Origin of the sequence: Alcaligenes ammonioxydans, from assembly GCF_019343455.1 — a bacterium.
In the GTDB taxonomy this organism is placed as follows: domain Bacteria; phylum Pseudomonadota; class Gammaproteobacteria; order Burkholderiales; family Burkholderiaceae_B; genus Alcaligenes; species Alcaligenes ammonioxydans.
The window spans coordinates 25,963-39,235 of record NZ_CP049362.1 but is presented as its reverse complement, the minus strand read 5'-3'; the positions used below and the strand labels follow the sequence as shown (position 1 = coordinate 39,235).

Annotated in this window: 12 protein-coding genes; 5 read left to right on the top strand and 7 right to left on the bottom strand. The window is 58.7% G+C overall.

The window, feature by feature from the left end; genetic code table 11:
* Nucleotides 1-110: 110 nt before the first annotated feature.
* Complete coding sequence (locus FE795_RS00170; RefSeq protein ID WP_003800710.1) at nucleotides 111-1,088, top strand: tripartite tricarboxylate transporter substrate binding protein BugD; 978 nt, start codon at nucleotides 111-113, stop codon at nucleotides 1,086-1,088.
* A gap of 213 nt (nucleotides 1,089-1,301) precedes the next feature.
* On the opposite strand, the gene FE795_RS00165 is transcribed toward FE795_RS00170, so the two are convergent.
* From FE795_RS00165 to FE795_RS00140, 6 genes are all read right to left on the bottom strand, one after another.
* Nucleotides 1,302-2,510: a CobW family GTP-binding protein gene (locus FE795_RS00165; RefSeq protein WP_219235388.1), complete on the bottom strand. Its 1,209-nt coding sequence runs from the start codon at nucleotides 2,508-2,510 to the stop codon at nucleotides 1,302-1,304.
* Nucleotides 2,511-2,578: 68 nt separating this feature from the next.
* Nucleotides 2,579-3,457 carry a phosphonopyruvate hydrolase gene (locus FE795_RS00160; protein WP_131071119.1) on the bottom strand — a complete coding sequence of 293 codons (879 nt, stop codon included), beginning with the start codon at nucleotides 3,455-3,457 and terminating at the stop codon, nucleotides 2,579-2,581.
* 19 nt (nucleotides 3,458-3,476) lie between these two features.
* Nucleotides 3,477-4,703: a pyridoxal phosphate-dependent aminotransferase gene (locus FE795_RS00155; RefSeq protein ID WP_060186761.1), complete on the bottom strand. Its 1,227-nt coding sequence runs from the start codon at nucleotides 4,701-4,703 to the stop codon at nucleotides 3,477-3,479.
* Complete coding sequence (locus FE795_RS00150) at nucleotides 4,700-6,358, bottom strand: ABC transporter permease (protein ID WP_131071118.1); 1,659 nt, start codon at nucleotides 6,356-6,358, stop codon at nucleotides 4,700-4,702. Before FE795_RS00150 ends, FE795_RS00155 begins: the two co-directional genes overlap by 4 nt.
* Complete coding sequence (locus FE795_RS00145) at nucleotides 6,355-7,419, bottom strand: ABC transporter ATP-binding protein (protein WP_045930489.1); 1,065 nt, start codon at nucleotides 7,417-7,419, stop codon at nucleotides 6,355-6,357. The genes FE795_RS00150 and FE795_RS00145 overlap by 4 nt, the downstream gene beginning before the upstream one ends.
* Nucleotides 7,420-7,430: 11 nt before the next feature.
* On the bottom strand, nucleotides 7,431-8,414 hold the full coding sequence (locus FE795_RS00140) for an ABC transporter substrate-binding protein (protein WP_131071117.1): 984 nt from the start codon (nucleotides 8,412-8,414) through the stop codon (nucleotides 7,431-7,433).
* Between the two features lie 120 nt (nucleotides 8,415-8,534).
* Here FE795_RS00140 and FE795_RS00135 point away from each other — a divergent pair, with 120 nt between their 5' ends.
* Complete coding sequence (locus tag FE795_RS00135; RefSeq protein ID WP_059318420.1) at nucleotides 8,535-9,416, top strand: LysR family transcriptional regulator; 882 nt, start codon at nucleotides 8,535-8,537, stop codon at nucleotides 9,414-9,416.
* Between the two features lie 28 nt (nucleotides 9,417-9,444).
* Here the strand turns inward: FE795_RS00135 and FE795_RS00130 are convergent, their stop codons facing one another.
* A complete protein-coding gene (locus tag FE795_RS00130) occupies nucleotides 9,445-10,371 on the bottom strand; it encodes a DMT family transporter (protein WP_131071116.1) in 927 nt (308 codons plus the stop codon).
* A 166-nt stretch (nucleotides 10,372-10,537) separates the two neighbouring features.
* On the opposite strand from FE795_RS00130, the gene FE795_RS00125 reads away from it, so the two are divergent.
* Genes FE795_RS00125 through FE795_RS00115 form a run of 3 tightly spaced genes read left to right on the top strand, consistent with a single transcriptional unit; the run spans nucleotide 10,538 to nucleotide 13,054 of the window.
* Entirely contained in the window at nucleotides 10,538-11,266 is a 729-nt protein-coding gene (locus FE795_RS00125; protein ID WP_003800716.1) for a GntR family transcriptional regulator, read from the top strand.
* 46 nt (nucleotides 11,267-11,312) lie between these two features.
* Nucleotides 11,313-12,281, top strand: a complete 969-nt coding sequence (locus tag FE795_RS00120) for a Bug family tripartite tricarboxylate transporter substrate binding protein (RefSeq protein WP_131071115.1) — start codon at nucleotides 11,313-11,315, stop codon at nucleotides 12,279-12,281.
* Between the two features lie 17 nt (nucleotides 12,282-12,298).
* Complete coding sequence (locus FE795_RS00115; protein WP_003800720.1) at nucleotides 12,299-13,054, top strand: arylmalonate decarboxylase; 756 nt, start codon at nucleotides 12,299-12,301, stop codon at nucleotides 13,052-13,054.
* The last annotated feature ends 219 nt before the right edge of the window (nucleotides 13,055-13,273 follow it).

Sequence of the window (13,273 nt, the reverse complement as noted above, 5' to 3'; positions counted from 1 at the left end):
ACGCGGCGACCCTCAGTAGAATAAAACCCGCTCCTTAACGTTTGGCAGCAACTCGCGAACGTATCCAAGTATCGCCCACAAGAATAAGCAATCCTTATCCAGGAGGCATTATGGCTGTTGCATTAAACAAGCTGTTGGTCAGTCTAGGCGCGGCGTTGGCCTGCTCGGCCGTCGCACAGGCGGCGGACTATCCGGACCACCCCATCAATATGGTGGTGCCGTTTGCCGCAGGCGGCCCGACCGACAACGTGGCCCGCGCCTTGGCCGAGTCCATGCGACCCGTACTGGGCCAGACCATTGTGGTCGAGAACAAGGGCGGGGCGGGCGGCTCCATCGGTACGGCTCAGGTTGCCCGTGCCAAGCCAGATGGCTACAACATCCTGTTGATGCACATCGGCTTTTCCACCGCACCGTCGCTTTACAAAAAGCCCGGCTATGACGCCATCAACGGCATGTCTCCCATTGGTCTTGTGGTGGACGTACCCATGACCATCATTGCCCGTGAGGACTTCCCCCCCAATAACATCCAGGAACTGGTGCAGTACCTGAAGGACAACCAGGACAAGGTCTCCCTGGCCAATGCCGGAATTGGCGCAGCCAGCCACCTGTGCGGCACCATGTTCACCGAAGCACTGGGTATCGATCTGCTGACCGTGCCCTACAAAGGCACGGCCCCCGCCATTGCGGACCTGATGGGCAAGCAGGTGGACATCATGTGTGACCAGACCACCAACACCACTCAGCAAATCAAGTCAGGCAAGGTCAAGGTATATGCCGTCACCAGCCGTGAGCGGGTCCCCACATTCCCCGATGTCCCCACCATGCAGGAGTCAGGCTTCAAAGACTTTGAAGTCGGCATCTGGCACGGCATGTGGGCTCCCAAAGACACGCCCCAGCCTGTAGTCGACACCTTGGTAAAGGCCCTGCAAGCAGGTCTGGCCGACGAGGATTTCAAAAAGCGCATGGCCACCCTGGGTGCCACCGTCATGCAAAACGAGGCCAACCCGGCAGCCCTGCAAGCCAAGGTCGAGCAACAAGTGCCCCAATGGGCTGAGTTGTTCAAGAAAGTGGGCGTGGAGCCCCAATAAAATCGCTTAGCCCAAAGGCTTTTGAAAAGGACGCTTAGGCGTCCTTTTTTTCGGCTTGAGGAACGGTCTATCATAGCGGTGGATAGCCTGTTCGGATGAAAAAGAGGCAATGCGCCCTCAGGCTCCTGGCGATTCAAGAAACGCCGATCAAGAAAGGCTCGGACTTAACGACTAAAGGACATCCGGCCAAGAGAGGCTCGGACTCATCGAGTCTTAATCCGTCTTTCGAACCGCAGCATCCAGTTCCTGCAATCGCGCCCAAAGCTCCTGAAAATCCAGATCCTGCGTGATCAATACCATGCGCCCTTGCTGATCCAGCCAAGGCCAGTGAGGCACGGTCTGCCAAGGGTAGGACTGATGCTGCACGGCATGAATCACCTGTGGCTGGTCCATGCCTTGTACGGGCAGAACCGCCTTCAAGCGCAATAGACGAGGGCCCGCCCATTGGCACAGATTCGACAGCCAGGATTGCAGCGTGTCGGCAGGCAAAGGCTGGGGGAACAGAGCGCTTAACGAATAGATGGAGTCTCCATGGCGGGAGGTATCCGGCATACTGACCGCCGACGTTCCTGGACGCTCTCCCTGCGGGTGAGCAGACTCAGAACTGTTGCTGTTGCCAGCCAGGGTGCCCGTGCCGTGGCCATGGCTATGGCTATGGCTATGGCTATGGCTATGGCTATGGCTATGCACATGATCGTGATCGTGATCGTGATCGTGATCGTGATCGTGATCGCCAGTATCTTGCCCCAGCACCTCAAAAGCCTCCAGGCTCCAGGCCCGTCCTTGTCCGACTTGCTCGCCCAAGCCCAACAGGCTGGGAGCAACAGGCTGCCCGGCCCTCAGGATCTGCTGTTGCGCCAAAGGATTCAAGCCACGTACATATTCACGCAGCGCCGTTTCAGTCCCTGCATCCACCCGGTCACGCTTGCTAAACAGCAGCAGGTCGGCCACGGCCACCTGTCGCTGTGCCTCGGCATGGCGCGCCAGCGTTTCCAGTCCATGCTCCAAATCCACCACCGTCGCCACACCCGCCAGGCTGTACTTGCCCGCCAATTGTGGATCACTTAACAAGGTGTGCAAGATGGGTGCGGGATTGGCCAGCCCGGTCGTCTCAATCAGCACCCGTCGAAACTGCCGCTGACCTGCCCGCGAAAAACGCCAGGTAATGTCGCGCAAGGTCTGCACCAGATCACGCCGTATGGTGCAGCACAGGCAACCGCTGCCCATGGCCTCGATCACGTTTTCCTGGCTGTGCGCCACCAGATGATGGTCCAGCGCCGTCTGCCCAAACTCATTGATGATGACCAGGGTGTCGGCCATCTGTGCTTCTTGCAAAGCACGATTGATCAGAGTCGTTTTCCCGCTGCCCAGAAAACCGGTCAACAGTGTGACGGGGATAGGGCCTTGTGCAGATTTGGGCATCGCATTCATCCGGCTAAGGGCCCGCCGTCGGGCCACCCGCCATTATACGAAGCCCAATACTGTCCCTTCTAACGTAGAAACCGGGCCTCAATCTGACGCATATGGGCATCACCTTGCAAACCAATAATGGTTTTGACGGAAGGCAGATTGGCATCCACATTCTGAATGCCACCATCCTGGCGAATCTGGGCAAATACAGCTTGCATGGCCCCTACGGCCGCACGAATCGCATGATTGCCGTAAATCACCACGCCCACCTTGCCCAGTTGCGCAATGTCCGCCTCGGTCAGTTGAGGATAGGCCGTTGGCACCAGCACCAGCGGCACCTTGCCGGTCCAGGCCTGCACAAAGGACAGAATCTGGTCTGGCGTGGCTTGTTTGGAGTGAATCAAAATGGCATCTGCACCCGCCTGCTCGTAAGCCAGCCCTCGCTTCAGGGCTTCTTCCTGCCCCAGGCCAGCAATCAGGGCCTCGACCCGCGCAATGATCAGAAAGTCAGGGTCACGGCGTGCCGCGCACGCCGCTTCAATCTTGCCCTGGAACTCCTCAATGCGTACCAGTTCCTGACGCCCATCCGCCCGCAGGCTGGTGTCTTTAGGGAAGGTTTTATCCTCCATCACAATGGCACTGGCGCCCGCTGCTTCGTACAGCGGGATGACGTAGCTGACATTCACCGCATTGCCAAAGCCGGTATCAATATCGGCAATCAAAGGAATGTCTACGGTCGAGGCGATCGCCCGCATCATCTCCAGGTGGGTTCCCATCGACAGGATATTGGCGTCAGGCACGGCATAACTGGCTGACAACTCAAAACCGCTACCCCAAATTGCCCCGAAACCGGCATCCTGAGCCAGGCGGGCAGACAGGGGATTATGTGCGGCCATTGCCGTCATCAAACGCCCTTGGGAGAACGCTTCTTTCAGCACCTGGTTTTTTTTGCTATTCACATTATTTCTCCGTAAGGAATCAGCTCAGTCGCGCAATGGCCTGGGCAATGCGGCTCATCGCCTCCTCCAGCTCCTGATCACTGGAGGCATAAGACACCCGAAAGTGGCCCGGCAGTTCAAACGCCGAACCGGGCACCACGGCCACCCCCGCACTGCGCAGGAAATACATGCACAGGTCCTTGTCGGTACTGATCAACTGGCCTGACGGGTCCCGCAGGCCCAATACGCCTTGGCAGCTGGGGAAAACGTAAAACGCCCCCATGGGCAGATCGCATTCAATGCCTGGCATGGCATTGAGCGCGGCTACCACCTTGTCACGGCGACGGCGGAACGCTTCCACAAACTCGGGCAGAAAATCCATGGGGCCATCCAGTGCGGCCACGGCCGCTGCCTGGCTGATGGAGCTGGTATGGGACGTCGCTTGCGACTGCACCAGATTCATGGCCTTGATCAGAGGCAGCGGACCGGCGGCGAACCCCACCCGCCAGCCAGTCATTGCATAGGCCTTGGAGACACCATTGATGGTCAAGGTGCGCGCCGCCATGTACGGAGACAAGGCAGCAGGCGTTGCAAAGGGTTCGTCGCTATAGCGGATTTTTTCGTATACATCATCGGCCATCACCCAGACATGTGGGTGGCGCAACAGCACTTGCTCCAGCGCTTCCAGTTCCTGGCGTGAATACACGGCACCACTGGGATTGGAGGGGGAATTGAGCATCAGCCATTTGGTACGGGGGGTGATGGCGCGTTCAAGCTGATCGGCTTGCAACTTGAAACCGGCTTGGGCACTGCACCGCACAATGACCGGCTGGCCACCTGCCAACAAGACCATTTCAGGGTAAGACACCCAGGCAGGGGTAGGGATGATGACCTCATCCCCGTCCTGCACGGTGGCCTGCAAGGCGTTATACAAGGCTTGCTTGGCCCCGCAACCCACCTGGATCTGATCCGGGCTGAAATGCAGGCCATTGTCACGCTCGAACTTGCGCACCACGGCCTCCCGCAAGGCCAGGGTGCCGGCTACTTCGGTATAGCGGGACTCATTGCGATCAATCGCTTCCTTGGCCGCCTGACGCACATGCTCGGGGGTTGCAAAGTCCGGCTCGCCCTGACTGAGGGTAATCACAGACTGCCCCTGTTGCCGCATTTGATTGGCCAGACGCGTCATCTCTTTGGTGGCCGATGCCTTGGCTCCCAACACGCGCTGGGCCAGCGCGATCTCTTCCTGACATTGCACAAAGCTCATTGTGTCCATCCTACTTTTACTTTGAAAACGAAACGGGTCAGCAGCAGCGGCAGGAATATCGCCATCAACAGCACCAGGCTATACGCACTGGCCTGCGCCAAACGTCCACTGTCCACCAATTGAAAAACCTCGATAGGCAGGGTGCTCATCCCGCCAAAATACAGAACCACCGTGGCGGATAACTCCGACAAGGTCGTGATCCACATCAGCACCGTGGCCGCAATGACGGCAGGCCATACCACCGGCAGAACGACCTTTGCAAAGGTGGGCATCGGGGCCACACCCAAACTGATGGAGGCCTCCTCGATGGAATTGCGCAAGTTATGCAAAGGCCCCATGGCCGCCCGCACACTGGTGGGCACCCGGCGTAAAAAGTAGGCCAGCGCCATAATCACCCAACTGCCCGTCAGCACCAGCCAGCCGCTGTTAAACACATTGATCAAGGCAATGCCCAGCACCGTGCCGGCAATCGTCAAGGGCAGCATGACCAGCACATCCAGGCCCGCACTCAAGCCGGACGGCCGTTTCACAATCAGATAGGCCGCCACGATGGAGAACACGGCACCAGCACTGGTTGCCGCAGCACCCAGCAGCAAGGAGTTGTACAAAGGTCCGGGAGCCTGCACCAGGGCTTGCTGCATATGGCTCAAGGTAAAGCCGCCATACTTCAGCACCGGCCCGATAGAGGGCGTAAATGCGGTGATAATCACCACCATCACGGGTAGCACTGACAGCACAATCAGGATCGATACCAAAGTGGCACACACAGCGGCCTGCCAGGCACGCAGGGGCACGCGCTCCGGAGCTCGTCCGGACTCCATCTGGTAGGTGCGTCGGGCCACCACCCACTTTTGAATCAGCAGCAAGGCCAGGCCCAAAAACACCAGCAAAGAAGCCATGGTGGTCTGCATTTGCGGATTACCACCCATCTCGCTGACAAACTCGTTATAAGTCTTGACCGCCAGCACGGGGGTGCGGGCTCCCAGAATGGCTGGAACACCAAAATCCCCGATGACGTGCATGAAAACCAGCACCGCGGCACCACATAAAGCCGGCACCATCAAAGGAAAGGTCACCGTGCGCAAGGTGCGAACCGGAGAGCTGCCCAGACTCAGGCCCGCCTCTTCCAGGTTGCGATCCATGGACTTCAAACCTACCAGCACGGCGACATAGGCGTACACGTAGTTGTTCAAGGTCATCACAAAAACCAGACCCCACCAGGAATACAAGGACGGCAGCTCCAGACCCAAGGGCGCCAGCAAGCTATTGAGCACACCTTGCTTACCCAGCACCACGATCCAGGCCGCCGCCACCACCACATCTGGAATGACCAGGGTCAGCAGGGGCAAGACACCCAGGCAGGCGGCCAAGGGGAAGGAAAAGCGAGCGGCGGCCAGGGCCAAACCAGCGCCCAGCACCAGACTGAGCAGGGTAACCGCGCCTCCTAGCCACAAGGTGTTGAACAGGCTCTCCCGGTAAGCGGGCTCAGAGAAGAACTGCACGTAGCCGTGCAAGCCAAACTGACCTTCCTTGTTGAACAGGGAACTGGTCAGCATGGACAAGACCGGCCACAGCAAAAAGTAGCCCAGCAAGGCCACCGCCCCCAGCGCCAGCATCAACCAGGCTGGATCACGTCGCAAAGAACCCAGCATCATGTCCGCTCCACCAAAAGAGCCGACTCGGGAACGCGCAATACCACCGCATCGCCCCGTTCCCAGCTCTGGCTGACGCCGGTATTCCAGACCACCGCCTTCAGAAAACCGAATTCGGTGCGCAACTGATATGCCGTACTGGGGCCCCGGTAATCCACGCTCTCAATTCGCGCGGCAATGTCCCCCTCGTCAAGCGGACGCAAGGCATCCACACTCAGGGTTTCAGGCCGCACAGCCAACATCGTCTGCTCAGAAAAACGCCCGGCAGACTGGATACGCACAATGCAGCCTGCCGTCCGGAAGCGGCGGCAGCCGTCTGCGGCTTGACCGAGCTCCTCCTGAAGCTCGATCAAATTGGCCCCTCCTACAAAATCAGCCACAAAGCTGTTGTCAGGGCAGCGATAAATCTGCTCGGGTGTCCCGACCTGACGGACGCAGCCCCGATCCATGACGGCAATGTAATCAGACACGCTCAGCGCTTCTTCCTGATCATGCGTCACAAACACGGTAGTAATGCCGGCTTCCTGCTGCAAGTCCCGCAGCATCTCGCGCAGATCGGTGCGCAGCTTGGCATCCAGGGCAGACAAGGGCTCATCCAGCAAGAGCAGATCGGGCTTGATCACCAAAGCGCGTGCCATGGCCACTCGCTGTCGCTGCCCACCGGACAAGGCAGACGGCAAGGCATCCGCCTTGTCCTTCAAGCCCACGCGCGCCAGCATTTCCAACGCGGGGACGCGAGCCTGGGAGCGAGACTGGCCACGCGCCAGCAAACCGTAGCTGACGTTATCCAGCACGCTGCGATCCGGAAACAGCGCGTAATCCTGAAACACCATGCCCACATTGCGTTTGTGCACAGGCACTCGCGTCATGTCTGTTTGGCCGAACAGCACCTTGCCATGATCAGGGCGCACAAACCCGGCCAGCATGCGCAGCAAGGTCGTCTTGCCACAACCCGATGGCCCCAGCAGGGTAAACAAGGAGCCACTGGGGATGTCCAGATCCAAACCGTGAAACAAAGTCTGTGAGCCGTAGCTTTGCTCAATACCTGATAGATGTATCTGCATACCAGTCCCGCCTAGCGCTGGGAAACCAGTGCACGCCAACGTGCCAGGAAGGCTTCACGATCCGCCCCCATACGATCATCATCCAGCGCATGCACACGGATCTGATCCATGGCAGGCAAGCTTGTCAGCGTATTGACGGCAATATCGCTGCGCAAAGGGCGGCGGAACGCGCTTTTGAACACCTCTTCCTGCGCAGGGCGGGAGGCAAGGAAGTCATACAGCTTGCGAGCGGATTCGGGGTTACGCCCGCCCTTGATCAAGGCCATGCCTTCCGGCGACAAGAAAGTGCCCTCTTTGGGGTAGACCAGGTCAATCGTATCCAGACCACCGGCCACATATTGATAGGCGGCATATTCCATCGTTACCGCAACCGCAAACTCGCCATTGGCAACGCCCTCGTAGGCGCCGGAGGTGGTCCCGACCACCACAGCATTGCGCACGACCTTCTCAAACACCTCCTGACCCATCAGATCTTGCAGGCCGTACAAGGCAACATAAGAAGAGCTGCTGCGCTCCGGATCTGGAATCACGATCTTGCCCTTCCAGGCCGGATCAGCCAGATCCGCCCAGCTGGCAGGCGCCTTGAGCTTGCCCAACTGACGCTCGTTGAGCATCAATACCGTGACATGGGTATTGGTACCCAGCCAGCGTTGCCCGGCTCCCTGATACTGTGCACCTACTGCACTGGCCTCGGGCGACGAATAGGGCGCCAGGTACTCGGCATACTGCGACAAGGTGGAAAACCCGCCGGACCAGAACAAATCGCCCAGGGGTTGCTCTGCTTCTGCCTTGATACGCTGCATCAGGGCACCGGAACCCGCCCGCACCACGGACACCGATATCTCGGGGTGGACCTGACGGAACTGCTCAATCACCGTGTTCACCACATCGATGTTATTGGAGGAGTACAACACCACTTCATCCGCCTTGGCAGCCCCCGTACCCAGGCAGGAAAGCATGAGCAAAGCGGATAGATAAGAGAAACGGTTTTGCATGATTATTTCCTGTAATTTCAATAAAATTGCATGAAAATCATGGTATTTATCTTAGATGACCGTTCTGTTACACCCTACACCTACCCCCTGTTAAGCGTGGCCCTATCATGAGTTTTAATCATGCTTGAAAATGTTCCTCTGGTCCCTCTGCGTGTATTTGTCGCGGTGGGCCGACAAGGTAATTTCACCCGTGCAGCCCAAAGCCTGGGGATCACCCAAAGCGCAGTCAGCCGGCATATCGCCACCCTGGAAAAAGTCAGCAAGCAGGCTCTGTTCATTCGACGCGGCCCCTATATTGAGCTGACGGCAGCCGGCCTGCAGTTGTATGACACGGTCAAAGATGCGATGGCCACTCTGGAGATGGCCATTCAACAAATCACCCATCAGCAGGATCAGCACGAACGGCTGAGAGTCCGCACCTCCATGCCCAGCTTTTCAATGACGGTGCTGGTGCCCATGCTTGGCCAGTTCACCGCTCAGCACAATTGGCAGATTGATCTGATCACCAATCTGTCGCCACCCCGTCCTAATGAAGCGTTTGACGTGCTGATCAGCCGTGACTTGAGCCTGCCCGACAGCGAAAGCTGGGAGCTCATACGCGAAGAACTGGTATGCGTGGCAGCGCCCGCCTTAATCCAGCAACATAGCAGGCAGGCCTGGGAGCACTGGCCTATGGTGACCGCACGCTCACGACCGGACATGTTGGGTTTATGGGCTTTGGATCAGGGTATTGAGCCTTCACGGCTGCTGTTGAGCGCCACCTACGATCACCTGTTTTTCGCAATTGCCGGGGCCATTGCCGGCTCCGGATTTCTAGTTGTGCCGCGTTTACTGGTGATGGATCATCTACGCGATGGCGTTCTGCGGGAAGTCGGCCCTGGCCAAGTCGCCACGGGCGCAACCTACATGGCCTATGTCAACGCACAATCACCCCAGCAAAGTGAGGCCCGCCAGTTTTGCCGATGGTTGAAAAGCAGCTTGCGACAACGCATTGCGCCTTGAGGCCGTTCACGTCATGTCGCTGATTCGGTCAGGCTCTGCGACGTCGCAACTGACTGATCCAGCTATAGGCGCTGACCAAGGTAATGCCCATCAACACCAGTAAAGCGCCCATCACAAAACGGGGTTCTATGGGCTCACCCAGCAAAAACGCCCCGAACAGAACACCGAACAAAGGGGTGGCGAAGGAAAAGACCCCCAGACGCGACGCCTGATAGTTACGCAGCAACCAGAACCAGACCAGAAAGCTCAAGAACGCCACCACGACGGACTGAAACACCAGGCTGGCGACCAGCAAGCCTGACCATTGAATCTCGGTTTGTCCGGTCACGGCAGCAGCTACCATCAGAATGACAAAAGCGCTGAGCAGCTGATAGAGCAAGGCTTCCGAAGGCGGGACGGCAGACAGGCGCGTGCTACGGATCAGCACGGTGGTAAAGCCCCATAAGGCCCCCGCCGCCAAGGCCATCAAATCGCCTATCAGCATGTGCCCCACATCGGCGCCGTCGGGGCTGCCCGGCCCCAGAAAAGTAATCGCAATACCCGCCACCGCCAGCCCGATCCCCACCCATTGCAGGCGCGCCAGCCGCTCAGAGGGCAAAAGCAGGTGCAGGCCCAGGGCCGCAAACACCGGTGCGGTGTACAGAAACACCACCACATGCGCGGCCGAAGTAAAACGCAAGCTCTCGCCCAGCAGCAAATACTCCAGCGCAAACAACAGGCCGGCCATCAGTCCCGGTTTCCAGGCCCCTTCAGTAAAAGCCAATTTGTGCGTGCGCACCAGAACCAGCAGGGCCACCAGCACGCAGGCCACGCCCGAGCGCAGGCCAATCTGAAAGACAGGCGCCATGTCATTGGCCGTAGCCTTGAGCAGAATCTGCTGAAAACTCCAGATCAGACACAGGACCAGCATGGCACCACTGGCCAGGGCATCCAGGGGTTTACGTTCATTGCTCATCAGGCAGGGGGACTCGGACAGAAAAAATTGATTATCCGCGAAAAACGGCCGAATCAAAACGGGCCGCCCGCTTCTTTACCCTCGGATAAGCCTTAATTGATATATCAAAAAGCTCTACCTAGAATGATTTAAGCCTAAAAAACAGCACCAGGCGTGGGAGACAGCCATGACGCTCAGCAATACCGACCGGGTACGAATCGAACTGGAGCACCGCATTGCCAGCGGTGATCTGCCGCCGGGCAGCGCCATTGACGAGTCCTTGCTCTGCACCTTCTTTCGGGTGTCACGCACGCCGGTGCGTGAGGCCTTGCTGCAACTGGCCGCCACCGGTCAAGTGCGCATCGCCCCGCGTGCCGGTATTTTTGTCACCCAGCACACCATTGAGGAACTGGAAGAAATGCTGGAAACCCTGGCTTTGCTCGAAGGTGCCTGTACCCAACTGGCCGCCTACCGGATCAGCAATGCCCAGATTCGTGAGCTGGAGCGTTTGCAAAAGCGGGGCGCCAAGGCCTTGCAGGACAAAAGTCTGGGCGATTACGCCGCCTATAACGCCGAACTACATGCCCTGGTTCACAGCATTGCCGGCAACTCCTTCATGGTGCAGCAGATTGAACATCTGCGCCGTTTGACCAATCCCTATCGTCATCGTCATCTGGATCAGGAAAATCGCATGGAACAGTCCTGGCATGAGCATCAGGCACTGACCCAGGCACTGGCCCTGCGCGATGGCCCCAGCGCCATGCAGGCCGCGGCCAGCCATGTGCTGTCCGGTGCTGAATCCCTGCGCCGTGTCGCCCAAGCCCATCCCGAAAAATGGGAGTTCGACAAGCGCGAGCGCTACAGCTGGCTCAATGCCCAGCTCAATCCCTTGGCCGGATTTTATATGCGGCACTAATTCATAACTAGCTAAAAACAACCACTCATACCGAGGAGACTTTCTCATGTTTGCAAGCCGTTTCACACGGCGGGCGCTGGCTGCGCTCGTCCTGACATTCAGCCCTGTGGCCGCCTTACACGCTGCCGAGCCCATTCGTCTGGTCGTGGGCTTTGCCCCCGGCGGCGGCGTCGATACCCTGGCGCGGGTAACCGCCCAGGCGCTGAGCAAAGAACTGGACCGCACCGTCATTGTGGAGAACAAATCGGGCGCAGGCGGCACAATTTCTGCCGACTATGTGTCCAAATCCCAAGCCGACGGCAATACGCTGCTGTTTGCAGACACCTCTTTGCTGGTCGCACCTTATATCTACCCGGCTTTGCGCTACGACCTGCAGCGCGACTTTGCCCCGATCGGCATGGTCGGTCAGTCCGATCTGGCTTTGGCCGTCCCCGGCGACAGCCCCGTCAAGAACGTGGCCGAACTGGTCGAAGCCATCCGCAAATCTCCCCCTCAAACCGAAACCTTTGCCTCGGTGGGCGTGGGCTCGGTACACCACCTGGGTGGCGAGCTGTTCGCCTTGAAAACCCAGACAGAACTGGTGCATGTCCCATATCGCGGTGGCGCCCCGGCCAGTCAGGCACTGGCTGCCGGCGAAGTCTCCATGTCCTTTGCCAGCCTGGCCTCTTCGATCGGCCTGGCCAAGTCTGGCCGTATCCGTCTGCTGGCCACCTTGTCCGAGCGCCGCTTTCCCGGCATGCCCGAGCTGCCCAGCGTCTCGGAAACCATCCCCGGCTATAGCGTGACGCCGTCGCTGTTCATGCTGGCACCCCAGAACGTGGACCCGGCCTTTATCGCCACGGTCAGCAAAGCCCTGGAAAACAGCATGCAGCAACAACAGGTGCAGGACGCGTTCCTGGCCCAAGGCTCCGTTGCCGGCTATCAAGATGCCCAAGCCACCGAACAATGGCTGGGTGAAGAAACACAACGCTGGGCCAAAGTCATCGAAAGTGCCCAGCTCGACTTTAAACAATGAACCAAGCAGCTACTGTTATGACGACTGACAACTCTGGCGCCCAGCGCCCCGTACTTGGCCTGATCGTGCCACCAGCCGCCGGTCTGGTGCCTCCGGAAGGCCCGGAAATGTACCCGGAAATTGACTTCATCGCCCAAGGCCTGGCGCTCAGTTCCGTGGACAAGGAAGGCTATGACCAGGTTATTGACCAGGTCGTCGACGCCGCTCAAAAGCTGGCCGCTCGGGGAGCCCAGGCCGTGTCCTTGATGGGGACCTCACTGAGCTTTTACCGCGGCTCGGACTTTAACGAGGAACTGGTGGCACGCCTGCGCGAATCCACCGGTCTGCCATGCTCGACCATGAGCCACGCCATTTTGCGCGGCCTGCGTGTCAGCGGCATCGAACGGGTTGCGGTCGCGTCTTCTTATATTGATGACGTGAACCAGCGTCTGGTCCGCTTTCTGGCCCAGAACCAGATTCAGGCCGTGTGCGCGTATGGTTTGGGCGTCAATGACGTCACCGCCATGTCGCAAATCAGCACGCAAGAGCTGGTCGATCTGTGCCTGAAAACATGGGACATCGCCCAAAAGCAGGCTCCCGGTCAGGCACAAGGTCTGCTGCTGTCTTGCGGTGGTCTGGTCTCGCTGGAAGCCGTGCGTCAGGTCGAGGACAAACTGGGCGTCACCGTCGTGTCCAGTTCCCCCGCTGGCTTCTGGGATCTGGTGGCGACAGCTGGCCTGGATTTATTCCCACAGGGGATGGGACGACTGGCACAAACGCGTCAAACCGCCTGATACCACGATATGGACAGCCCCTTGTCCGCACCCGCGGGAAGGGGCACATAAGACGCTATGGTTGGACACCACAACCACGTAGCGTGTGCCACCCCACAGTCGGACGTGACCGGTTCGGTGTCCACGCAACGCAAAGGGCGGTTCCGGCCTCCCAGCGTCGCGGTAACCCAGGCTAAGCCACATCCAGCTTGAATTGCTCATCGTGCATAGACACGAAAA

Coding starts and splice junctions, on each gene's coding strand:
- FE795_RS00125 (WP_003800716.1), top strand. CDS start 10,538: ATGACGCTCAGCAATACCGACCGGGTACGAATCGAACTGGAGCACCGC.
- FE795_RS00140 (WP_131071117.1), bottom strand. CDS start 8,414: ATGCAAAACCGTTTCTCTTATCTATCCGCTTTGCTCATGCTTTCCTGC.
- FE795_RS00150 (WP_131071118.1), bottom strand. CDS start 6,358: ATGATGCTGGGTTCTTTGCGACGTGATCCAGCCTGGTTGATGCTGGCG.
- FE795_RS00165 (WP_219235388.1), bottom strand. CDS start 2,510: ATGCCCAAATCTGCACAAGGCCCTATCCCCGTCACACTGTTGACCGGT.
- FE795_RS00120 (WP_131071115.1), top strand. CDS start 11,313: ATGTTTGCAAGCCGTTTCACACGGCGGGCGCTGGCTGCGCTCGTCCTG.
- FE795_RS00155 (WP_060186761.1), bottom strand. CDS start 4,703: ATGAGCTTTGTGCAATGTCAGGAAGAGATCGCGCTGGCCCAGCGCGTG.
- FE795_RS00135 (WP_059318420.1), top strand. CDS start 8,535: ATGCTTGAAAATGTTCCTCTGGTCCCTCTGCGTGTATTTGTCGCGGTG.
- FE795_RS00170 (WP_003800710.1), top strand. CDS start 111: ATGGCTGTTGCATTAAACAAGCTGTTGGTCAGTCTAGGCGCGGCGTTG.
- FE795_RS00115 (WP_003800720.1), top strand. CDS start 12,299: ATGACGACTGACAACTCTGGCGCCCAGCGCCCCGTACTTGGCCTGATC.
- FE795_RS00145 (WP_045930489.1), bottom strand. CDS start 7,419: ATGCAGATACATCTATCAGGTATTGAGCAAAGCTACGGCTCACAGACT.
- FE795_RS00130 (WP_131071116.1), bottom strand. CDS start 10,371: ATGAGCAATGAACGTAAACCCCTGGATGCCCTGGCCAGTGGTGCCATG.